The organism is Bacillus sp. PPSBB_2, from assembly GCF_045291115.1.
Lineage (GTDB): Bacteria > Bacillota > Bacilli > Bacillales > Bacillaceae_G > Bacillus_A > Bacillus_A cereus.
Genome location: NZ_CP147983.1, coordinates 1,249,470 through 1,271,566, shown reverse-complemented (window position 1 = coordinate 1,271,566; position 22,097 = coordinate 1,249,470). Strand labels below are relative to the sequence as shown.

Below are 22,097 nucleotides of genomic sequence, written 5' to 3'. Positions count from 1 at the left end.
CACTTGTAGCACTTAAACGTTGGGGAACGTGATTTATCTGCTTTTCTTTGTAGTGTTTCAACAGCTAAATAAGTAGCTCATGTACAAAGTATATTATTCAATTCGTTAGTTTTCAACATTCAGATCTAACTTATTGAATAAACAACTCTGTACTAGTTGAAAGGGTTGATCTAATGGGAATTACAGAAATCATAAAACAACTTTGCCAAAAGAAAGATATATCTGTATCTAAGTTAGAAGAAGATTTAGGATTTGGTCAAAACACCATTTACCAATGGAAAAAAAGAACTCCTTCCGTTGAACGTGTACAAAAAGTGGCTGACTACTTTGACGTTTCGATAGATTACTTACTAGGTAGAACAAAAAAACAATATTGGGAGCTTACCGAAAAAGATGAAAAAGATATTCAAAAGCAATTAGAAGCATTAATAGCGGATATGAGCAACGCAGATGCACTCGCATTCTCTAAAGACTCCGAACCGATGTCAGAAGAAACAAAACAGCTTTTAATTATTTCTTTAGAAAATTCTCTGAGATTAGGAAAAGAAATGGCTAAAAAGAAATTTACACCTAAAAAATATAGAAGCGAAGAATGACTGGAGTGGATCTAATTGGTTTCCAAACAGCAAATTAACTTAGCAATAGACAAGCTACTTAGACAATATAACACCAGAGATCCGTTCCTTATTGCTGAAGCAAAAGGCATAGTCGTTATCACAGAATCCTTGGGGGATATTTATGGATACTACCACAAAGTATCTCGTATCCCTTTTATACATATTAACGAACGACTTTCATATCAGAATCAAATCTTCACTTGTTTTCACGAATTGGGGCACGCTTTATTTCATCCAGATGAAAATACACCTAAACTATCCACGGTATCTCTTTGTTCTGAAATTCGTATAGAAGCTGAAGCAAACTATTTTGCAACGAGATTTCTTATCGATGGAAGTCATCATGATTACTACATACAAACAAAGCAAGAATTATTACAGCACTATGGAATACCTACACAAATGGATAGATTTATTTAAAGATAGCTCTACATTTTTATCTCTAACAAGAGGAGCATTTTTATAAAAATTGAATGGAGTGAACACAATGGCTAGTTTTAGAAAACGTAATGATAAATGGGAATATCGCATTCGATATAAAGAAATGGGGAAATTCAAAGAAACCTCCAAAGGAGGATTTAAAACAAAAAAAGAAGCTCAATTAGCAGCTGCAAAAATAGAAGAAAAAATAGCAAACGGAGTAAACATGCAAGACAACAACATTACATTTCACGATTATATGTACGAATGGTTAGACACATATAAAAAGGGCAACATCTCTCCACGAACATATTATGCATACCATAAAAACATTAGAAAATATATATTACCTGAATTCGGAAGTACCAAAATCAAAGACTTAACTCGGGTCCGCTACCAACAATTTATTAATAAATTGCTTATAAAACTGCATAAACAAACTGTGAATGTGATACATGCTACTATTCATGGCGCGCTCAATATAGCTATGATGGAACTCAATATCATAAATAAAAATCCTACTGATAAAATCCAAATGAAAGCACTTCAAATTACCTCTGTACAAAATGAAATTAAATGTTATGATATAGACGAATTGCAAGAGTTTTTAGACTTTATTTTACACAAAAAAAAATCATTTAAATATTATTCGTTATTTATGTTTTTATCAAGGACAGGCTTACGGATTGGCGAATGTTTAGCTTTACAATGGACCGATGTAAATTTTCAAAAAAGAACCTTAACTATTAACAAAACATTACTATCTGTGAAAAGGAGTCAATCTATTGCTTTTGGGCCTCCAAAAAACAAAAGTAGTAACCGCATTTTGTCATTAGATACGACCACCCTAAATTTACTAGAACAAATAAGAAATCAGCAAGCCCAAAACATTTTAAAATACGGAGACTACTATGCAGATTACCATTTTATTTTCACACATGAGGACAACGCCTGCATGCTCCCCGCACCCGTGTTATGTTTCCTGCAAAGGGCCTGTAAAGAAGGGAATTTAAAATATATAACCTTACATGGATTTAGACACTCTCATGCTGTACACTTACTTCAAAGTGGAGCAAATATCAAATATGTTTCTGAACGTTTGGGGCATGCCACAATAGACATGACAGCCAACGTATATCTACATGTTACAAAATCAATGGACGAAACATCCGTAGACCAATACGATCAATTTTTAAAATCTCGTGGGCAAATTGTGGGCAAGCAATAATTTTAAAACTACAAAAGTGCTTGCCTACAATCGCTCTAGCCATTTGCTTATAGAAATACTTTTTCTACAGCAGTTACTAATTCTTCTCCGTAATTTGCATTACCTTCAATATTTTCAACTAAATATTCTACTTCTTCTTTTAATCCTTCTAATTCCATTTCAATGTCATTCACGCGAACGAACATAACCACATCGTTATTCATCGCTTCATGCATTGCTTCCCAGCATGTGTGCGGAATACTTACATAAATGAAAGATGATTCATTTTCTAAGATATATAAAAATGATAAATTGTCTGAGTCTACAAGTACGTGATTACGCGCACTTAACTCCTTTACCTCTATTTCACTATTTTCCGCACAAAAAATAAGAGCATTCTCTCTCTTTTCTACGCTCTTAACTTGGATTTTATTTTGCATGCTCTAACTCCTCCATCTCAACTTCCTGTCTTACTTAACAGTATTATTGTATCATAACATGGACGCAAACAAATAAAACATTGAACCAAATTTATGAAAAAGCGATAATGTGTAAAGAATTATTTTTCAAAAGGAGATTATACAATGACACAAGAAATTGAAATTGAATTCAAAAATATCGTTACAAAAGAAGAATTCGATACATTATGTAAATCGTTTTCTATTGAAGCATTTACAAAACAAGTGAATCACTACTTTGAAACACCTGACTTCTCGTTAAAAGAAGCTGGCTCTGCACTTCGTATTCGTCATAAAGGAGAAACTTATACGTTAACGTTGAAACAACCTGCAGAAATCGGTTTATTAGAAACGCATCAAGTCGTAACAGAAGACGAAGCAAAAATGATGATGGAAACAAACACAATCATTCAAGGAGCAGTAGTAGATCAATTACACAAATTACAAATTCCTGTTTCTGCTTTAACATATATGGGTAGTTTAACAACAGAAAGAGCAGAAACATTATTTAAAGGCGGAACGCTTGTCTTTGATCATAGTTTCTATTACAATCACGATGATTATGAAATTGAATTTGAAGTGCAAGATGAAGAAACAGGAAAAGCTGCATTTATTCATTTATTAACGCAACATAACATACCTGTTCGCCATACAAATAACAAAGTAAAACGCTTTTTCCTTGCCAAACAAAACAAAGCACGCTAAAGTGAAAATTCCACTAGTGAATATGTTTCACTAGTGGATACATCTCACTAAAAAAGTTTACACCCGTAGAATAAGCAAAGAATCTTTGAGAAAGCTGTTTATTTGCCCTCTCGAACATTCCATTGCTACAATAGATATACATTTCATGGAAAAAGGAGTTTATAAAGGATGAGCAAGCAACCGATGACACCATTTGAAGCAATTGGCGGTGAACAATGCATTGCAATATTAGTAGATACATTTTATTCCTATGTCAGTAAACACCCTGACTTATCTCCCATCTTCCCGGAAGATTTAACAGAAACCGCTAGGAAGCAGAAGCAATTTTTAACACAATATTTAGGTGGTCCTAATTTGTACACTGAAGAACATGGTCATCCTATGTTAAGGGCACGCCACCTTCCGTTTGAGATTACTCCAAAACGAGCAGAGGCTTGGCTATCATGTATGGAGCAAGCAATGGATGATACTGGAGTTCATGGTCATATAAGAGAGTTTGTTTTTGAACGTTTAGCATTAACCGCTCAGCATATGGTTAATACTCCAAACGAAACAGGTGAAGTGTAATGGATAAGCAGGAAGCAAAGCATATAAATATGCCATCTCCTTCCGCATGCGAGCATAAGTCTGTAGAAGCATATTTATTTATTGATCCACTTTGTAAAGATTGCTGGGAAATTGAGCCTTTTATTATTAAACTATGGCTTGAATACGGGAAATACTTCTCTATTCGTCATATCGTAACAGGAAAAGTGGATGGAACGAACGCTTCCTCACACAAATGGAATAAACCTGCTAATATTCGATTTGTGTGGGAAAAGACAACCAGTTTACAAGGTTTTTCATGTGATGGAAAGGTACATATGCAAGAAGCATCGTCAACACCATATTTAGTTTCGATGGCAATTAAGGCAGCGGAGTTGCAAGGCCGAAAAGCAGGTTCGAAGTTTTTGCGAAAACTCCAAGAATACATTTTCCTTGAAAATGTATCAAACCCTGACTGCGAACTATTACTTGCATGTGCGAAAGATAGCAATATTGATGTAGAAGAATTTAAAAAAGATCTACATTCTGCTAGTGCAAAAAAAGCTTTCCAATGTGACTTGAAATTCACAAATGAAATGCATATTACAGAAATACCTTCCCTCGTCTTTTTTCATGCGAACTCAGATGAAGAAGGTATTAAAATCGCTGGAAATTATTCCTACGATGTATACGTACAATTATTGAAAGAACTTGTAAAATGTGAAATTGAGCCAGAACCATTACCACCTTTAGAAGTGTTACTAGAAGCAACACAATTTATATCTTCAAAAGAAGTAGCATTTATTTATGATTGTCCGCAACAAGAAATTGAACGCGAACTAAAAAAATTACAACTGAAACGAAAAGTACAAATGATAGAAGTAAAATGCGAACGTTATTGGAAATGGATAGCAAAAGAAAAAGACCTGGTGTAAACACCAGGTCTTTTTCTTTACGGCTTATAAAAATATTAAAGGGGATGGGAGAAATTTTCACGTTCAAACAAAGGGGTATATGTTTGTATGTGAATTCGTTCACGCTTATTATATTACAAGATTCGACGTCAGATGACAACCCCTTTTGTCGAATTTCACACTTTTGTCACATTCTAAACGTTTTCATTTTTGAATAAGCTATAAAAAAGGTCATTTAGGGGGTTTATTTATGAAAAAATCTTATATTGCTCTTCTCTTTCTAGCTGTCATCGTTTCTTTTTTCTTGTACATCCTCTCTCTACTACAAGCTTTTCCTAAAATTATTGCCTTACCTCTTTTATTCGGAATCATCGTTATCACTCTCTCTTATTTCAATTATAAAAAACGATTCAAAGGGTTTTAATTTTAAAAATCAGTCGTAAAACTATCCTTTCAGTTAGAAAAACAAAGAAATTCACCTTTCTCTCCGACAAATATCGACATTGAATCTATTCAACAAAAAGACGAGGATACAATCCCTCGTCTTTTTTCATTACTTTTCTTCAAATAATAATGCTTCTAATTCATTTAATTTCTCTTCAAATACTTGTAGCGCCTCTTTTACTGGTTCAGGAGATGCCATATCTACTCCTGCTTTTTTCAGCACTTCAATTGGATAATCAGAGCTTCCTGCTTTTAAGAACTCATTAATATAACGTTCTACTGCTGGTTGTCCTTCTTCTAAAATCTGTTTAGATAGAGCTGTCGCAGCACTAAATCCTGTTGCGTATTGATATACGTAATAGTTGTAGTAGAAGTGTGGGATACGAGACCATTCTAAACCAATCTCTTCGTCGATTACTAAAGCGTCACCGAAATATTTCTTATTTAAATCATAGTAAATTTCCGTTAACATGTCTGGCGTAACAGCATGTCCTTCTTGTACTTTCTTATGAATAATATGTTCAAACTCTGCAAACATCGTTTGACGGAATACAGTACCACGGAACCCTTCTAAATAATGATTTAATAAATATAGACGCTCTTTCTTATCTTCTGTCGTTTTTAATAAATAATCATTTAGAAGTGCTTCATTACAAGTAGATGCCACTTCTGCTACGAAGATGGAATAATCACCATATACGTGCGGTTGTGTTTTTCTTGTATAGTAACTATGCACCGAATGACCAAACTCATGAGCAAGTGTAAATAAATTATTTACATTATCATGCCAGTTCATTAAAATATACGGATTTGTTCCATATGCACCAGATGAATATGCCCCGCTTCGTTTTCCTTTATTCTCATACACATCTACCCAGCGATTTTCATATGCCTCTTTCAAAATATCAACATATTCATCACCAAGTACGTTTAAAGATTTTAATAAAAGGTCTTGCGCTTCTTCGTATTTCACATTCATTTTCACTTCTGGTACAAGTGGTGTATATAAATCATACATATGAAGCTCATCAAGTCCTAGTGCACGCTTACGAATATCGATGTAACGGTGTAATAAATGTAAGTTGTCATTTACTGTTTCAACGAGTTGATCGTATACTGCTTCCGGAATATTATTATTGCTCAGTGCAGCTTGGCGAGCAGAATCATATTTACGAACACGCGCATTGAAATTATTACGTTTTACTGCTCCGCTTAACGTACTTGCGAATGTGTTTTTAAATTTTCCGTACGTTTCATATACAGCTTTAAATGCATCTTTGCGAACACGAGGATCATCACTTTCTAAGAACTGAATGTAACGGCCATGTGTAATTTCTATTTCTTCTCCGTCTTCCCCTTTAATAGATGGGAATTTTAAATCCGCGTTATTCAACATACCAAATGTATTGCTTGATGAACTCATTACTTCAGATGCTTCCGCTAATAAAGCTTCCTCAGCTTCTGATAATACGTGCGGGCGTTGACGTGTAATTTCTTCTAATGCATGTTCATATACACTTAAATCTCTATTTTCCTTCAAGAATGTTTGCAATGTATCTTCTGAAATCGATAAAATTTCAGGCACAATATACGCTGTGCTACTAGATACTTGTGAATATAAATTTGTTGCACGATCATTTAATGCTTGATATACAGAGTTTGTTGTATCTTGATCGTAACGCATATGAGCATATGTATATAACTTACCTAATCGCATTGATATTTCATCTTCATATTGCAATGCCTCAAGTAAATTGTCCGCAGAGTCACCAAGTTTCCCTTTAAATTCAGTTAACTTCGGTAATAGCTCTTTAATAGCTTGGAATTCTTTTTCCCATTCTGCATCCGTTTGGAAAATATCTTCTAATCGCCACGTACTTGCTTCTTCAATCTCGTTGCGATCTGGTAATGCTTTCGCTTTGTTTTGTTCAGACATTCTTTAAGCCCTCCTTTAAATATCTCTACTTAAGTACAATTCGTTTTTTTCTTATGTAATTCCTTCACAATCATTCTTTATTATATCCGCTTTTCCTCCTCTCATGTTAAAATTTGCCTCAAATAAAGATAGCGCATGTATTAAGCAAATCTCATCATGTTTCATAATTTCCTCCTCTGTTTTTAACATCACGGCATCCCTTATTTTTCGGTACGTATAAGTTCCCACTTTACGTAAAACACCTATATAGCATAAAAATGTCATATATTCAGTAACTGCCATTTTCCATATGTGCTGCGAAAAGTACGGAAGTATCCGCCTTTTCGTATACCTTTTTACATAACTACACACGTATTGAAGAGAAATACACTCTCCCACTGCAAGCTCCCCTATACACTTCATATATAGAAAAGCTTGCCATATAAATGGGTTTGTTTGAAAAGCAAATGCAGAAAGGAGTGGAACACCAATTTCAGAAGGAAAGCTCGCTGGGGTACATTTAAATTGATATAAGAGGCGTAATAATGACTTATAATTATAATTCCAAATCGGTAAGGCATTTTGGCGAAAGTTTTTCTTTCTCTTCTTCCACTCTTCACCCAATCTTTCTTTCCCGAAAGGAACAGGAGAAAAAAGCATTTCAAAAGTAGTCGCATCAGTTGGTAAATATATAGTATGTGAGAAAAAAACATTTGTAGAAAAGGGAGTGACAAATGCACATTTCATAAATGATTTTTGTTTCGGACAGAAGAAAATAAGAAGTGGCTGAGGATAAGATTGTAAGGAGAAAGCCATAAGTGAGGAAAATTTCATCCAATATGCAGATTGCTTTTTCAATTGATTTCCACCAACGATCCAAATGACCTGTATACCAGCTTGCCAATACGAATATGTTCTTTTGTACAGCTGCTCTATAGCGAGGTTTGCACATTGGTATTCAATTGCAATTTTTCTACCCGCCCTCTCTACAAAAACATCTGGTCGTTGCTTAATTTCTGGGAGGTAGTACTCTATATCCACCTGAAAGTTTTGACGTTTGAACCATCTATATAACAATTCTTTACCATGCATATGATACTTTGATTCCGCTTCATAAAAGGCAAGACATGAATCCACTTTTTTATGAGCAAAATGCCAACTTTTTTGTTTCCCTAATTTCATTTGCACTTCCTTTCCGCAAGCTACACAAAAGAATCGTTCTTGTTGACGCATACGGCGCAAAAGCTCTTCATTACAATTATAGAGTAAATGAATTTTTTCACCGTTTTCTCTTTTAGCGATAAATATCGTAATCACACCCTTTCAGCTCCTTATATTCTACAATTTGTTACAAATTCCTTTTAAAAAAGAGATGTCCCAATTTCGGACATCTCTTTTTATAATAAAGGTGATAATAATCGGTACGTTGATTCAACAATTCGTCTATGAAGACGTCTTTTATGAAAATGATCACCATGAATTTCACTTGATTCTTCTAAATCATCTTTAAAGTCTTGAACAAGTTTTCGAATGCTATCTGTATCATATAAAAAGGCATTTACTTCAAAATTCAAATGAAAACTTCTCATATCCATATTAGCTGTCCCAATTGAAGCTAAATCAGAATCAACGATGACAATTTTACTATGAAGAAAACCTTTTTCGTATTCATATATCTTTACTCCTGCATCTAAAAGCTCTGGGAAGTACGATCTCGATGCGTAAAAGACAGTACGCTTATCCGGTTTACTCGGCATTAATAAACGAACATCAATACCAGCAAGTGCAGCAACCTTTAATGCGGATAAAATATCATCATCCGGAATAAAATACGGCGTTGCAATCCAAATTGATTTCCGAGCAGAAGCGATCATTGCGAAATATAAATGCTTAATCGTTTCCCACTTATTATCGGGGCCACCTGCAACTAGCTGCACTCCTCCCCAATGATCACCCTCAACTGCTTTTGCTTGTAAATATTCAGGGGCTAGCACAGCCTCTCCAGTCATATAAAACCAGTCTTGAAGGAAAATAAGTTGTAAACTTTGAACCGCTTCACCACGTAAATACAAATGCGTATCTCGCCAAAAGCCAAAATATTTATTTTTCCCTAAATACTCATCACCGATATTTAATCCGCCTACAAACCCTTCGTTCCCATCAATCACAACAATTTTCCTATGATTTCGATAATTAATCTTATCGTTTAAAATCGGAAAGCGCACAGGAAAGAATGGAATCATTTCTACACCTGCATCGTTTAATTCTTCAATATACGATTTCGATAACTTAAAACTTCCAACCGCATCATATAAAAAGCGAACAACAACGCCTTCTTTCGATTTTTGTATTAAAATATCTTTAATTTCTGTTCCTAATTTATCATCACGCACAATGTAATATTCCATATGAATGTGATGTTTCGCTCGTTTTAACCCATTTAAAATAGCCCGAAACGTTTCATCTCCATTTGTTAATGTCCTCGTTTCAGTTTGAAATGAAATATTTAAAGCTCCTAATCGATCCGCTAAACGAAATAACAGTTCTTGATGCTTATGATTGCGTAAAATTCGTTCTTCGTAATCTTCATGCCCTTTATATTGTAAAAACGCCTGTTCATCAAGTAACGCCTTCTTTTGGAACATTCTTTTTCTTCGAAAATTTTGTCCAAATAATAAATAAGCAAAGAAACCAAATACCGGAAAAATCCCTAAAACAATTAACCATGTAAGTGTTTTAGATGGATGTCGATTTTCTAAGAAAATAACGCAACCAATTAAAAACGCAGATACTGTAAATAAAATACTAATAATACCTAAAATCGAAACATCTTTTATCCCAATCACATCTGAATAAAATGCTACATCAATAAACATACGTAACGAAACAAATAATGCGAACAATAGCAGTATAAAGAAAATCAGCTTTAACGTATTTTTCATCTCTTACCTCCTAACTAAGAAAGCTTTCCTATTCTTCATATAAAAAGCCGATTTCATACTACAGAAATCGGCCTACGTTTTAGCAGGAAAATTATTGCGAATCGTTTCAAGCGCATGCTCTTTCACAATTTGTTTTCCATACTCACTTACACGATGAATTGTTAAAGTTGATTCTTCTCCATATTCTAAAATAATACTTAAAATACGATCGATTTCTTCTTCATCATGTAGCACTTCATCGAATTCCACATATACATAATAGCGGTCCTCAAATGAATACAGCTCATCTTTTATATCTTCAAAGATAAGACGATGACTTAATGAAATGATATCTTCAAAATCATTAAATTTAATTAAAAAGCCAAACGTACCATCTTCATTAAAGTTTGTTCCTGTTTGTTCTTCTACCTCTTCGACTAATTCTTGTTGGAATAATGATTCGATGCCTTCATCTAGAGGAATATCTATAATTTTGTCTACCCCTATCGGTAGTTCCAGCTTTTGTCCGTCCTTTGAAAGCTCTGCTTTCGTGACAAGTACTTCAATCCCTTTATCGACTGCTTGCACTTGAATCCATAACGGTCCATCAATAAAGAAATCGTCATGATCACGAGCTTCGTCCATCATCTCCCAAAAGAGCTCTTCACTTCGTTCGCGATCATACCAAATTTCTTCACGATTAAATCCTCTATCCTCTATATCAATGTACGTAATAAAAAATTTCATCGTATGATCATTAATTCTTTCAATATCCAAAATACAACTCTCCCTTCCTGCTTAGAATTGTTATGAAGGGATTCCCCACTCATATGACAAATCAATAGATCCTTGTACTCTCATTTTATGATAAGATTCTCCAGAATGGAAATAAAATCGATTTATTTTACAAAAATAGTTATATGCCTATCTTTCCTCGATAAACTACATAAATATATTATTATAGCGATTTCTTACTTACAAAAAATTTGGACATACATTTCCACATTCCCCCGTACACTGTAATAAAGTGAAACTTCTATTAGAAGAGATTATTTAACAACAACTTTCTTCATCACATACATATAGTTCGCTTATTAAAACATCATAAATGGAGGCAGACGAATGGACTTAGAGTTTTTAACATCCGTACTAATGATTGTCGGTATCGATGTTGTATTAGGTGGTGACAATGCAATCGTCATCGCACTAGCTAGCCGAAATTTACCTGAATCGAAACGAAATAAGGCTATTTTGATCGGTACTCTTTTAGCGATTGTACTAAGAATCATCCTTACTATACTAGCTGTCTATTTACTCGACATTCCATTTCTACAATTGATTGGCGGGGTTTTACTTACATTAATTGCAGTCAATTTATTAACCGATAATAGCAACGATCTTTCTTCTATTCAAGGAAAAACAACTTTATTTCAAGCTGTGCGGACAATTGTTTTCGCGGATCTCGTTATGGGGTTTGATAATGTTATTGCCATTGCAGGTGCAGCTCACGGGAGATTTTTACTCGTCATAATCGGCTTACTCATTTCTATCCCGATTATTATTTGGGGCAGCAAACTTATTTTAATACTTATGGAACGATTTCCATTCCTCATTTATTGCGGGGCAGCGATTCTTGCCTATACTGCAGGAAAAATGGTTACACATGAAGACAGACTTGCAACCTTTTTTCATAACAATCCAAGTTTCACTACAAGCATTCCTTATTTGTTCATTTTCACTATTTTATGCATCGGCTTTATCGTACAACAAGTTCGATTACGCAATGTGAAACATTAAAAAAACCTTCTACTATATAATAGGTAGAAGGTTTTCATATTATTATAATTAATTTACAAGACGTTGTGCTTCACGTAATTGGAACGTTCTTACTGTACGTGGTAAGAAACGACGAATTTCGTCTTCGTTGTAACCAACTTGAAGGCGTTTCTCGTCAATCATAATTGGACGACGTAAAATCCCTGGATAGTCACGAATCATCTTATATAAATCTTGAAGTGGTAAAGACTCTAAGTTTACATTCAATTCTTGGAAAACTTTCGAACGAGTAGAAATAATCTCATCCGTTCCGCTTTCTGTCATACGTAAAATCTCTTTAATTTCCTCAATCGTTAATGGATCTGAGAAAATATTACGTTCTGTATAGGGAATATGATTTTCCTCTAGCCATAATTTCGCCTTTCTACAAGACGTACAGCTTGGAGAACTATATAATGTTACCATACAAAGCTCACTCTCCTTAAAGAGTACAAATTCTGTACTAAATACAGTTTTAATTTCTAACTTCAGCAATTTTTCGCGATAACTTGTCTTATTGAAAAGTACAAAAATCGCATTTCATGTAAGCAACAACTTATAATAAACAACAATTACTTTTAATAAGTAACTTCTATAATCATTATACAATAGATTTTGCAAGAAATATACAGTAAATTTCCTGCTAGTTGAGAAAACTCTTCCGTGCATTTCACTGCTATGTAACATGATTACGCTCACTTCAGCTGTACTTTAACAATAACTTTCAATCCTTTTACTACTCACTTCTCATAGATTTTTCATATAATATATAGTTATTTATCTATAATCTTCCCTATGAAAAAGAGAACGTTTTCTTACTTTTTCTTGATAAATCAATTAAGAAATGTAAGACTATACAAATGAGAATAAAAAGGAACATTTGTTCTTATTTTAACAAATATCCTCCCTCCTGTCTACACGATTTCTAAAGTAAATTAAATATTTTTCTGACATTTCTTTCTTTTTCATTTTTTATCTCATACAATAAACATACAGACAGGCAAAGGGGGAGTTTTCAAATGATTGCTTTTTTTATTGATTTTATTACGGTTGCTGCCCTCATCATCGGAATAACAGCATTGATTGGTGTCATTACAAATAGCATCGGCGAAAAGCTCTTTGGTGGAAAAGAAAAAATGAAGTTTGTTAACAAAAGTTTGGGTGTACAATCTGGCTGGAACCAAGTTGGCGGAAAAGGCATTTATAAGAAACGAACGTATTAAAAAAAAGCAGGCGATCGCCTGCTTTTTTTCTTATTTCTCTACTGACGCCCATTTAAAGCTTAAATCGCCGCCATATTTATGGTTATACATATTTTTAATTGAATCTCTTTGTAAATATGCTCTACCACGTTGATATACTGGAACAATCGCAGCATCATCAAGTAACATTTTTTCTGCTTCTAATAAGTTCTTCCAACGAGCATTTACATCGCTTCCATCTTTTTTCGCTTTCATAATGATTTCATCGTATTTTGGATTAGAGTACTTCATCTTATTTTGTGACCCATCTGTTACAAACATATCAAGATATGTAATTGGATCTGGGAAGTCCGCACTCCATCCAGAGAATGACATGACATAATCGCCCGCATCTTCTAATTTTAGTTTTTGTGCGAATGGTTGTTGTTTAATTTTTACTGTTAAACCTGGTAAATTCTTTTCTAATTCACCTTTTAAATATTCACCAGTTTTCTTTGATAACTCTACATCTTCATTTAATAATTCTAATTCGATTTCATTTTTACCAAGTTCTTTTTTACCAGCTTCCCAATATTTCTTCGCTTCTTTCACGTTTGGTTTTACAATATCCCCGTTTACAGCACGGAAATCTTTTTTATCTGGTCCTTTAATGAAGTTATCAGGAATTAATCCTGTTGCTGGCTTAGAACCGTTATTTAATAATGTATCCACGAATGGCTTACGGTCAAAAGCAAGTGAAATTGCTTTACGAATATTTTTATTTGCTAAAGCTGGATCTTTTTGATTTAAACGAAGGAAGAATACAGATGTATCTTCTACTGTTTGGAAATCTGGTTTTCCTTTATATTTATCAATAAACTCCGCTAATAACGACGCTCGATCAATTGCATTTGTTTCATATAAGTTAATTGGCGTAGATGTATCTTTTACAATATTAAAGTTTACTTCTTCAATCTTCACTTCTTTATTGTCCCAATATGACGCGCTCTTTGTCATTTTAAAGCTACGTTCATGTTGCCAATCACTTAATGTAAATGGTCCGTTATAAAGCGTTGTATTCGCTTCCAAACCAAACTTCGTACCTTGCTCTTTCACAAACTTTTCATTCACAGGATAGAAGATTGGATATACCATTAAATCTACAAGGTATGGAATTGAATTATCTAATTCCACTTCTAATGTATAATCATCAATCGCCTTTACCCCTAATTGATCCGGACTCATCTCTTTTTTATTAATTTTCTCTGCATTTTTTATATCATACATAATGTACGCTGATTTCGCAGCTGTATCTGGGTTAATCGCTCTTTGCCATGCGTATACGAAATCTTTTGCCGTCACAGGATCACCATTTGACCATTTTGCGTCTTCACGTAATTTAAATGTATATTTTTTACCATCTTCTGATTTTTGGAATTCCTTCGCTACACCAGGAACTAGCTTATCATCTTTTCCTAAACTGTATAAGCCTTCCATCGTATTACCCATTACTCTTGAAGAAACTGCATCAGCTGATAACGCTGGATCCATCGTTGGAATTTCTTGCGTTTCAATTAAGTTAATAACTTGCTTCGCACCGCTTTTCCCGCTATCCCCTTTTGCGTTCGCTTGCGGTTCATCTTTTTGGTAGCTACATGCCCCTAACATCATGCTCATTGCTACTGTTGATACTACAAAAACTGGCATCTTTTTTTTCATACTTCCACCCTCCACAAAAATGTTAGCCCTTTCATTTTCAAACAGAAAGAAATATATATATGTTCTAATAATTCATATTATACACACAAATATATTTTTTGTATATTTATATTTCTATTTCATTAAAATTTCTTGTTAAAAAATAAATCTTTGTAAACGTTTCATATTGCTGATTATTCTTACTAAAGTGTTAAAAACAACATTTTTATACTTTTCTAAATTATCAGAGAAAAATGAATTTTATATCTCATAATACTTTATGTATAATTATCCTTTTGTTTTTATCATAAAATAGCACTCTCTTCATAATAAAAATATGTAGGCTAAAATGAGTGCAAAGGTTAAGAAAGTATGTTACGATACATTTTGCTAAAAATAGATATCGGTAAAGAGGGGACGGACATGGCAGCAATTCAGGCAAAAAACGGGCCTACTGAGAAATTAAGTTTATTCTTATTAACATGGCCTATTTTTCTAGAAGTTTTTCTTTTTATGTTAATGGGGATCGCTGATACTTTCATGTTAAGTGCATTATCAGACGATGCTGTATCTGGGGTTGGTGCAGCGAATCAATACCTCCATATCGCTATTTTGGTACTAGAAGTCATCGGGAACGGCGCAGCTATCGTCGTATCTCAATACCTCGGTTCCAAACGCTTTATGGAAGCATCTAAAATATCAGCATTAGCCGTCACATTAAATTTAATAGTTGGGCTCGTTATAAGCGCTGGTTTTCTTTTATTTTCGAAACATATGATGCTCGCAATGAACTTACAAGGCGATGTACTAACGTATGCGCAAAACTACTTATCTATCGTCGGAGGAGCCATCTTCCTACAAGCTATTATTAACTCATTAGCCGCAATTATCCGTGTACACGGTTTTACAAAGCAAGCGATGTTTATTTCACTCGGAATGAATATGATTCATATCGCTGGAAACTATGTACTCATTTTCGGGAAATTTGGTTTCCCTGAGCTCGGTGTACAAGGGGCTGCCATTTCTTCTGCTGTCAGCCGACTTATAGCGCTTATTGTTTTCTTCTGGTTACTATACCGCGTTATGGAATATCGTGTAAAATTACAATATTATTTTACCTTATCAAAAGAATATATCGGGAAAATTTTAAAAATCGGGATTCCATCTGCTTTTGAGCAAGTTATGTATCAAGCTTGTCAAATTGTCTTCTTATACTATGCAACATATTTAGGAACGGAATCGTTAGCGGCTAGACAATACGCTACGAACATTTCTATGTTCACTTATTTATTCGCTATTGCAATTGGTATGGGAACAGCCATTATTATTGGCCGCCTCGTTGGTGGTGGCGAAAAAGATGAAGCATACGAACGCTTGTGGAAAAGTGTAAAATGGGCGATTGGTGTAACTTTATGTATGGTCGCTCTCGTTATTACATTCCGTACACAATTAATGGGACTGTTTACAGATAATCCGTACATTATCGGGTTAGGCGCAAGTGTTCTTTTACTAAGTGTACTACTTGAAACGGGACGTACGATGAATATCGTCATCATTAATTCGCTTCGTGCAGCTGGTGATGCAAAATATCCTGTTTTAATCGGTGCCTTCTCTATGGTGTTAATGAGTTTACCACTAGGTTACTTTTTCGCCTTTCATTTAGATATGGGGCTCGTTGGTATTTGGCTAGCAATCGCCATCGACGAATGGACACGTGCCATTATTATGTTCTTCCGCTGGAAAAGTAGAGCATGGGAGCGTTATGCACTTGTTAAACCTGAAGAACAAGAGGAGAATGTTTCTGTTCAAGTTCAGTAATTTTGCATATGGATATCACTAATGATACATGAGATTTATATCGGCGATTCTTCAAATATATCGACTGACCGACAAATGTATACAATTCTTTTATATAGTAGAAAAAGAGCCATCCTTCCATAACAGAAGAATGGCTCTTTTTCTTATTGATAAATCTCTTTATATTTCTTGTACTCCGCTTCCGAACATAGTACGAAATGTCCTGGGCGAATTTCACGCATTGTTGGTGCTTCACTACCATAATTATGCTGTGATGGATCATATACGATACGTTTACGATTGCGCTCATAATCTGGATCTGGAAGTGGAATCGCTGATAATAGTGATTTCGTATATGGATGAATTGGATTCGCATATAATTCATCACTTGTTGTTAACTCAACGATTTGGCCACGGTACATTACACCAATACGATCACTAATGTATTTTACCATTGATAAATCATGGGCGATGAATAAGTATGTTAAACCTTTTTCTTTTTGTAACTTTTTCAGTAAGTTTACAACTTGCGCCTGAATCGATACGTCAAGTGCTGAGATCGGCTCATCGGCAATGATAAATTCTGGGTCTACAGCAAGCGCTCGAGCGATACCGATACGCTGACGTTGTCCACCTGAGAATTCGTGTGGGAAACGGTTTGCGTGCTCTTTATTTAAACCAACTGTGTTTAATAGTTCATGAACACGGTCCATGCGCTCTTTTTTACTTTTCGCTAATCCGTGAATATCAATACCTTCTGCAATAATATCCCCTACTGTCATACGAGGATTTAATGATGCGTATGGATCTTGGAAAATCATTTGCATTTTACGGTTGAATTTCTTCAGTTCTGCGCGTGATTTCTTACCATGTACGTTTTCACCATCGAACAATACTTCACCAGCAGTTGCATCATATAAACGAATAATCGTTCTTCCAGTTGTCGATTTACCACAACCTGATTCTCCTACAAGACCAAATGTTTCTCCGCGGTAAATATCAAATGAAATATCATTAACCGCTTTGACAACACCACCACTCACGTCGAAGTGCTGCTTTACATTTTTTACTTCAATTAATTTCTCACGTTGTTTAGTCATGTTGTTCACCTGCTTTCATTTGAAGAATGCGTTTTTCAACGACTGCTGGCGGTTTTACTTCTGGAGCTTGCTCGTGAAGTAACCAAGTTGCCGCATAGTGCGTATCACTTACTTTAAATAAAGGTGGGTCCATTTCAAAATCAATTTTCAGTGCCTGCGGGTTACGTGGTGCAAAAGCATCTCCCTTTGGCGGCTTCAATAAATCTGGAGGCGTTCCAGGGATTGCATATAACTCTTCTTCTGAACCATCTAAACTTGGCATAGATGCGATTAAACCCCAAGTATATGGATGTTTCGGATTGTAGAAAATTTCATCTACAGTTCCAATTTCAACAACTTTACCAGCGTACATAACTGCCACTCGGTCCGCAACGTTTGCTACTACACCTAAGTCATGCGTAATGAAAATGATTGCTGCTTCTGTTTTTTGCTGAATGTCTTTCATAAGTTCTAAAATTTGCGCCTGAATCGTAACGTCTAGCGCTGTTGTCGGCTCATCGGCAATTAATAATTTCGGGTTACAAGCTAACGCCATCGCAATAACTACACGCTGTCTCATACCACCTGAGAATTGGTGAGGATATTGTTTTAAACGAGCTTCTGGATTTGGAATACCTACAAGGTCAATTAATTCTAAAGCAACTTTACGTGCATCTGCTTTACTCATCCCTTGGTGTTTAATTAGACCTTCCATAATTTGATTTCCAATTGTCATCGTTGGGTTTAATGATGTCATTGGATCTTGGAAAATCATCGCGATATCTTTACCGCGTACTTGCTGCATTTCTTTTTCTGTTAATTTCGTTAAGTCACGACCTTCAAATACGATTTCACCATTTTTAATGCGTCCAGGAGGATTCGGAATTAATCCCATTAACGCTTTAGAAGTAACTGATTTCCCTGAACCAGATTCTCCTACAATCGCCAATGTTTCTCCTTTTTCCAAATCAAAAGTAACGCCGCGTACAGCTTGTACTTCACCTGCATGTGTATCAAAGGAGACTTGTAAATCTTTTACCTCTAACAATGTTTTCATCTTTGCCTCTCCCCTCTTTTACTTACGCATTTTTGGATCTAACGCGTCGCGTAATCCGTCTGCCATTAAGTTAAACGCTAAAATTAATATACTGATGACAACCGCAGGGATGAACATCATATGCGGATACGTTTGAATAGATTTATAACCATCATTTACAAGAGAACCTAGTGACGCAAATGGCGGCTGAATTCCTAAACCGATGAAACTTAAGAACGCTTCACCAAACACCGCTGATGGAATTGTAAACATTGTCATTACGATAATAGGTCCCATTACGTTTGGAATTAAATGTTTCACAATTAATTGTGTATTTGTTGCACCTAATGTACGAGATGCTAATACATATTCTTGGTTTTTTAACTTTAAGATTTGTCCACGAACAATACGCGACATCCCTATCCAACCTGTAATCGCCATCGCGAGTGTAATTGACCAAATACCAGATCCCATAATGATTACCATTAAAATAACGATGATTAAGTATGGAATACCGTTAATAATCTCCATAATACGTTGCATAATGTTATCTACTCTACCGCCGTAGAATGCTGAAATACCTCCGTATGCAACCCCAATTACTAAGTCAATTGCTGCTGCTAAAAGAGCGATATATAATGATACGCGTGTACCTTCCCATGTTCTTGTCCATAAGTCACGGCCAAGATCATCTGTACCAAACCAGAAGTACTCTTTAATATCACGTTTTTCATATTGGTCAACACCATATTGATCTGTACCGTCAAATGGTAACCAATGAACATTTTCAATAACTGGAATTTTTGGTGGTAATTTCGCTCGACCTAAATCTTGCTCTTTATACGAGTGTTTACTTACCATCGGTCCAAAAATCGCTAATAGTGCAATGATAACTAATAATACAAGGCCAAGCATCGCACCTTTATGTTGGAATAAACGTCTTCTTACATCTTGCCAAAACGTTAGGCTTGGACGGGCAATGACTTCATTATCAACATTATTTTGATTGGCTTGTTGAAATAAATCTGGAGATAATTTTTGTACATCTTTCATCATTTTTTCCCTCCCGCTAAACGAATACGAGGATCAATAATTCCGTATAAAATATCGACAATGAAAATAACTAAAATGAAGATTGCACTATAGAAAATCGTAGTTCCCATAATAACTGTATAGTCATTTAAAGTAATCGATTTAACGAATTGTTCCCCAAGTCCTGGTACAGCATAAATTTGCTCGATAACAAGTGTTCCTGTAATTAATGCCGCAACCATTGGTCCTAAAATTGTTACAACTGGAATTAACGCGTTACGAAGTGCATGTTTGACAATGATAACGCCTTGGCTAATTCCTTTCGCTTTCGCTGTTAAAATGTAATCGGCTTGCATAACTTCAATTAATTCTGCACGAGAGAAACGTGCGATTGTTGCGATAACTGACATCGATAATGCAATTGTAGGCATTACAGTAAACTCTGGTCCTTTCCAGAATGCTACTGGGAACCAGCCAAGTTTTACCCCTACGAAATATTGCAGTAATGCGGCGAATACGAATGATGGTACCGACATTCCGAGTACCGATATAACTGTTGCACTATAATCTACCCACGTATTATTACGAAGTGCGGCAACAATACCTAAAATTAAACCGATAAATGTTCCTAATATAATCGCTTGTAAACCTAATTGGGCTGATGGTCCAATACGATCCACAATCATGTCTGTTACTGGGCGGTTATCATATTGGAATGATACCCCTAAATCACCTTTTGCTAGGTTACCTAAGTAACGTGCGTATTGAACTGGTACCGGATCATTCAATCCGTATTTTTCAAGAATGATTTCTTTTTGTGCCGGTGATAGCTTCTCCTGGTTTTTAAGCGGAGAACCCGGAAGTAATTTCATCAAAAAGAAAGTCAGTGTAGTAATTAAAAATAATGTCAAAGCCATGTACACGAAACGTTTTAATACATAACGTCCCATATCAAGCACCTCCCCGTTTTTCTCAAAAGCAATAAGATAGTTTAAAATATTCTTACTTTTATTTTTTTAAAATAAGAGCATATGCCCATCATAGGCATATACCCTTGTAAACGATGGAAAAAAAGATTATTTTTGTTCAACAGATGCCCATTTGTAAGTTAATTTACCACCATAGTTAATTGGGATAATATCTTTTACGGCACCTTTTACTACATACGCTGAACCTTTTTGGAAGATTGGAGTGATAACTGCATCCTCTTTAATTAACATCTTCTCTACTTCTAGAAGGTTGTCCCAGCGAGCTTGTAAATCTTTTGTATCTGTTTTAGCTTTTAGGATTAACTCATCATATTTCTGATTAGAATACCCTGTTTTATTTTGAGAACCATTCGTAACAAACATATCTAAATATGAGATTGGATCTGGGAAATCTGGTCCCCAAATACCAAACGCAATATCATATTGCTGAGAATCTTCTAATTTATTTTTTTGTGCGAATGGTTGCTGTTTAATTTTAATTGATAAACCTGGTAAGTTCTTTTCCATCTCACCTTTTAAGAATTCCCCAACCTTTTTAGCATCTTCATTATCAAAGTTTAAGAATTCTAGTTCGATTTTATCAGTTCCAAGCTCTTTCTTCGCTGTTTCCCAAAGCTTTTTCGCTTCTTTTGGATTTGTTTCAACTAGCTTTCCATTTTCAGCTCGGAAATCTTTTTTATTCGGACCTTCAGCGAAATCTTTTCCAACAAATCCGTAAGCTCCAATTGCACCGTTATTTAAAATAACTTTTGCAATGTTATCACGGTCAAAGGACATTGAAATTGCTTTTCTTAAGTTTTTATTACTTAAGTACTGATTACTTTGATTAAATCTTAAGTAAGCAACCCCTGCTTCTTTTCTTGTTTGGAACTCTGGACTTTTTCTAAACTTATCAACAAATTCAGACGTTAAAGCCGCTCGGTCAATCGCGTTTGTCTCATATAAATTTACATCAGTTGCTGTATTTTTTACAATATTAGAGGGTGTTGCAAAACTAAAATAAACATGCAATGTTATGAATCAGAAAAACTAGCTGAACATGCAATAGATAGCGATTTTGACCATACCAACGTGGCTGTTCCAACCCTTTATCTTTGAGTTTACTAAACTGTTGTTCAATTTTCCTACGTTCTTTCATCAATTGTTTACCAAAGATAGTTTGTATAAAATGAGATAATACACGACGATGTGTACTCTTATTTTGTTCACCATTCCTAGGATTGATTGGATTCATGGCAAAGATGTTACATGTTCGTGCAATTTCATAAATACGTTGACTATCGTAAGCAGCATCTGCAACGGAAAATAACACATTTTGATCTTTTATATCCTGAAGCAATACAG

22 protein-coding genes and 1 pseudogene are annotated in these 22,097 nt (G+C 35.0%); 10 read left to right on the top strand and 13 right to left on the bottom strand.

Annotated features, from left to right (window positions below; all coding sequences use genetic code 11):
- Positions 1–173: 173 nt before the first annotated feature.
- The 3 genes from V6946_RS06245 to V6946_RS06235 all read left to right on the top strand — a co-directional run bounded on the left by V6946_RS06245 (position 174) and on the right by V6946_RS06235 (position 2,265).
- Complete coding sequence (locus V6946_RS06245; RefSeq protein WP_366981962.1) at positions 174–596, top strand: helix-turn-helix transcriptional regulator; 423 nt, start codon at positions 174–176, stop codon at positions 594–596.
- A 15-nt stretch (positions 597–611) separates the two neighbouring features.
- The gene (locus tag V6946_RS06240) at positions 612–1,037 is read left to right on the top strand and encodes an ImmA/IrrE family metallo-endopeptidase (RefSeq protein ID WP_061656787.1); all 426 of its coding nucleotides are present in this window, start codon (positions 612–614) and stop codon (positions 1,035–1,037) included.
- A gap of 67 nt (positions 1,038–1,104) precedes the next feature.
- Positions 1,105–2,265 carry a site-specific integrase gene (locus V6946_RS06235; RefSeq protein ID WP_366981961.1) on the top strand — a complete coding sequence of 387 codons (1,161 nt, stop codon included), beginning with the start codon at positions 1,105–1,107 and terminating at the stop codon, positions 2,263–2,265.
- A 47-nt stretch (positions 2,266–2,312) separates the two neighbouring features.
- On the opposite strand, the gene V6946_RS06230 is transcribed toward V6946_RS06235, so the two are convergent.
- Entirely contained in the window at positions 2,313–2,684 is a 372-nt protein-coding gene (locus V6946_RS06230; RefSeq protein WP_001180003.1) for a hypothetical protein, read from the bottom strand.
- Positions 2,685–2,828: 144 nt separating this feature from the next.
- On the opposite strand from V6946_RS06230, the gene V6946_RS06225 reads away from it, so the two are divergent.
- The 4 genes from V6946_RS06225 (at position 2,829) to V6946_RS06210 (ending at position 5,270) form a co-directional block, all read left to right on the top strand.
- The gene (locus tag V6946_RS06225) at positions 2,829–3,407 is read left to right on the top strand and encodes a CYTH domain-containing protein (protein ID WP_000191122.1); all 579 of its coding nucleotides are present in this window, start codon (positions 2,829–2,831) and stop codon (positions 3,405–3,407) included.
- Between the two features lie 168 nt (positions 3,408–3,575).
- Positions 3,576–3,974, top strand: coding sequence for a hypothetical protein (locus V6946_RS06220; RefSeq protein WP_000043386.1), 399 nt, complete (start codon positions 3,576–3,578; stop codon positions 3,972–3,974).
- A complete protein-coding gene (locus V6946_RS06215) occupies positions 3,974–4,867 on the top strand; it encodes a ClpXP adapter SpxH family protein (RefSeq protein ID WP_000360645.1) in 894 nt (297 codons plus the stop codon). Before V6946_RS06220 ends, V6946_RS06215 begins: the two co-directional genes overlap by 1 nt.
- A 229-nt stretch (positions 4,868–5,096) precedes the next feature.
- Positions 5,097–5,270, top strand: a complete 174-nt coding sequence (locus tag V6946_RS06210; RefSeq protein WP_000750355.1) for a hypothetical protein — start codon at positions 5,097–5,099, stop codon at positions 5,268–5,270.
- Between the two features lie 129 nt (positions 5,271–5,399).
- Here the strand turns inward: V6946_RS06210 and pepF are convergent, their stop codons facing one another.
- The 4 genes from pepF to mecA form a co-directional block, all read right to left on the bottom strand.
- Complete coding sequence (gene pepF / locus V6946_RS06205) at positions 5,400–7,226, bottom strand: oligoendopeptidase F (RefSeq protein ID WP_000003348.1); 1,827 nt, start codon at positions 7,224–7,226, stop codon at positions 5,400–5,402.
- Positions 7,227–7,277: 51 nt separating this feature from the next.
- A complete protein-coding gene (locus V6946_RS06200) occupies positions 7,278–8,522 on the bottom strand; it encodes a competence protein CoiA family protein (protein WP_366981960.1) in 1,245 nt (414 codons plus the stop codon).
- Positions 8,523–8,602: 80 nt separating this feature from the next.
- A complete protein-coding gene (locus V6946_RS06195) occupies positions 8,603–10,147 on the bottom strand; it encodes a cardiolipin synthase (RefSeq protein WP_000799194.1) in 1,545 nt (514 codons plus the stop codon).
- A 72-nt stretch (positions 10,148–10,219) separates the two neighbouring features.
- Complete coding sequence (mecA, locus tag V6946_RS06190) at positions 10,220–10,903, bottom strand: adaptor protein MecA (RefSeq protein ID WP_006929070.1); 684 nt, start codon at positions 10,901–10,903, stop codon at positions 10,220–10,222.
- Between the two features lie 345 nt (positions 10,904–11,248).
- On the opposite strand from mecA, the gene V6946_RS06185 reads away from it, so the two are divergent.
- Positions 11,249–11,923 (top strand): TerC family protein, encoded by a 675-nt coding sequence (locus V6946_RS06185; protein ID WP_000362607.1) that lies wholly within the window; start codon positions 11,249–11,251, stop codon positions 11,921–11,923.
- A 48-nt stretch (positions 11,924–11,971) separates the two neighbouring features.
- Here V6946_RS06185 and spx read toward each other — a convergent pair whose 3' ends face one another.
- Positions 11,972–12,367, bottom strand: a complete 396-nt coding sequence (gene spx / locus V6946_RS06180) for a transcriptional regulator Spx (RefSeq protein WP_000258267.1) — start codon at positions 12,365–12,367, stop codon at positions 11,972–11,974.
- A 593-nt stretch (positions 12,368–12,960) separates the two neighbouring features.
- Here spx and V6946_RS06175 point away from each other — a divergent pair.
- Complete coding sequence (locus tag V6946_RS06175; RefSeq protein ID WP_000559972.1) at positions 12,961–13,164, top strand: hypothetical protein; 204 nt, start codon at positions 12,961–12,963, stop codon at positions 13,162–13,164.
- 30 nt (positions 13,165–13,194) lie between these two features.
- On the opposite strand, the gene V6946_RS06170 is transcribed toward V6946_RS06175, so the two are convergent.
- Positions 13,195–14,841 carry a peptide ABC transporter substrate-binding protein gene (locus V6946_RS06170; RefSeq protein WP_000728609.1) on the bottom strand — a complete coding sequence of 549 codons (1,647 nt, stop codon included), beginning with the start codon at positions 14,839–14,841 and terminating at the stop codon, positions 13,195–13,197.
- A gap of 351 nt (positions 14,842–15,192) precedes the next feature.
- On the opposite strand from V6946_RS06170, the gene V6946_RS06165 reads away from it, so the two are divergent.
- On the top strand, positions 15,193–16,638 hold the full coding sequence (locus V6946_RS06165) for an MATE family efflux transporter (protein WP_002164600.1): 1,446 nt from the start codon (positions 15,193–15,195) through the stop codon (positions 16,636–16,638).
- Between the two features lie 143 nt (positions 16,639–16,781).
- Here V6946_RS06165 and V6946_RS06160 read toward each other — a convergent pair whose 3' ends face one another.
- The 6 genes and pseudogenes from V6946_RS06160 to V6946_RS06135 all read right to left on the bottom strand — a co-directional run.
- The gene (locus V6946_RS06160; protein WP_000166348.1) at positions 16,782–17,717 is read right to left on the bottom strand and encodes an ABC transporter ATP-binding protein; all 936 of its coding nucleotides are present in this window, start codon (positions 17,715–17,717) and stop codon (positions 16,782–16,784) included.
- A complete protein-coding gene (locus V6946_RS06155) occupies positions 17,710–18,753 on the bottom strand; it encodes an ABC transporter ATP-binding protein (RefSeq protein WP_000854337.1) in 1,044 nt (347 codons plus the stop codon). The genes V6946_RS06160 and V6946_RS06155 overlap by 8 nt, the downstream gene beginning before the upstream one ends.
- Positions 18,754–18,771: 18 nt before the next feature.
- On the bottom strand, positions 18,772–19,788 hold the full coding sequence (gene opp3C / locus V6946_RS06150; protein WP_000974106.1) for an oligopeptide ABC transporter permease: 1,017 nt from the start codon (positions 19,786–19,788) through the stop codon (positions 18,772–18,774).
- Positions 19,785–20,714: an oligopeptide ABC transporter permease gene (gene opp3b, locus V6946_RS06145; protein ID WP_006929049.1), complete on the bottom strand. Its 930-nt coding sequence runs from the start codon at positions 20,712–20,714 to the stop codon at positions 19,785–19,787. Before opp3b ends, opp3C begins: the two co-directional genes overlap by 4 nt.
- Before the next feature lie 126 nt (positions 20,715–20,840).
- A pseudogene (locus tag V6946_RS06140) lies at positions 20,841–21,731 on the bottom strand (peptide ABC transporter substrate-binding protein); the annotation flags it as partial.
- A gap of 16 nt (positions 21,732–21,747) precedes the next feature.
- Positions 21,748–22,097, bottom strand: a 350-nt coding sequence (locus tag V6946_RS06135; RefSeq protein WP_406622056.1) for a transposase, incomplete at its 5' end; no start/stop codon positions are given.

Excerpts from the sequence above, each read along its gene's own strand:
- V6946_RS06245 (WP_366981962.1), top strand. The coding sequence starts at position 174 with ATGGGAATTACAGAAATCATAAAACAACTTTGCCAAAAGAAAGATATA.
- V6946_RS06235 (WP_366981961.1), top strand. The coding sequence starts at position 1,105 with ATGGCTAGTTTTAGAAAACGTAATGATAAATGGGAATATCGCATTCGA.
- V6946_RS06230 (WP_001180003.1), bottom strand. The coding sequence starts at position 2,684 with ATGCAAAATAAAATCCAAGTTAAGAGCGTAGAAAAGAGAGAGAATGCT.
- V6946_RS06225 (WP_000191122.1), top strand. The coding sequence starts at position 2,829 with ATGACACAAGAAATTGAAATTGAATTCAAAAATATCGTTACAAAAGAA.
- V6946_RS06220 (WP_000043386.1), top strand. The coding sequence starts at position 3,576 with ATGAGCAAGCAACCGATGACACCATTTGAAGCAATTGGCGGTGAACAA.
- V6946_RS06215 (WP_000360645.1), top strand. The coding sequence starts at position 3,974 with ATGGATAAGCAGGAAGCAAAGCATATAAATATGCCATCTCCTTCCGCA.
- V6946_RS06210 (WP_000750355.1), top strand. The coding sequence starts at position 5,097 with ATGAAAAAATCTTATATTGCTCTTCTCTTTCTAGCTGTCATCGTTTCT.
- pepF (WP_000003348.1), bottom strand. The coding sequence starts at position 7,226 with ATGTCTGAACAAAACAAAGCGAAAGCATTACCAGATCGCAACGAGATT.
- V6946_RS06195 (WP_000799194.1), bottom strand. The coding sequence starts at position 10,147 with ATGAAAAATACGTTAAAGCTGATTTTCTTTATACTGCTATTGTTCGCA.
- V6946_RS06185 (WP_000362607.1), top strand. The coding sequence starts at position 11,249 with ATGGACTTAGAGTTTTTAACATCCGTACTAATGATTGTCGGTATCGAT.
- spx (WP_000258267.1), bottom strand. The coding sequence starts at position 12,367 with ATGGTAACATTATATAGTTCTCCAAGCTGTACGTCTTGTAGAAAGGCG.
- V6946_RS06175 (WP_000559972.1), top strand. The coding sequence starts at position 12,961 with ATGATTGCTTTTTTTATTGATTTTATTACGGTTGCTGCCCTCATCATC.
- V6946_RS06170 (WP_000728609.1), bottom strand. The coding sequence starts at position 14,841 with ATGAAAAAAAAGATGCCAGTTTTTGTAGTATCAACAGTAGCAATGAGC.
- V6946_RS06165 (WP_002164600.1), top strand. The coding sequence starts at position 15,193 with ATGTTACGATACATTTTGCTAAAAATAGATATCGGTAAAGAGGGGACG.
- V6946_RS06160 (WP_000166348.1), bottom strand. The coding sequence starts at position 17,717 with ATGACTAAACAACGTGAGAAATTAATTGAAGTAAAAAATGTAAAGCAG.
- V6946_RS06155 (WP_000854337.1), bottom strand. The coding sequence starts at position 18,753 with ATGAAAACATTGTTAGAGGTAAAAGATTTACAAGTCTCCTTTGATACA.
- opp3C (WP_000974106.1), bottom strand. The coding sequence starts at position 19,788 with ATGATGAAAGATGTACAAAAATTATCTCCAGATTTATTTCAACAAGCC.
- opp3b (WP_006929049.1), bottom strand. The coding sequence starts at position 20,714 with ATGGGACGTTATGTATTAAAACGTTTCGTGTACATGGCTTTGACATTA.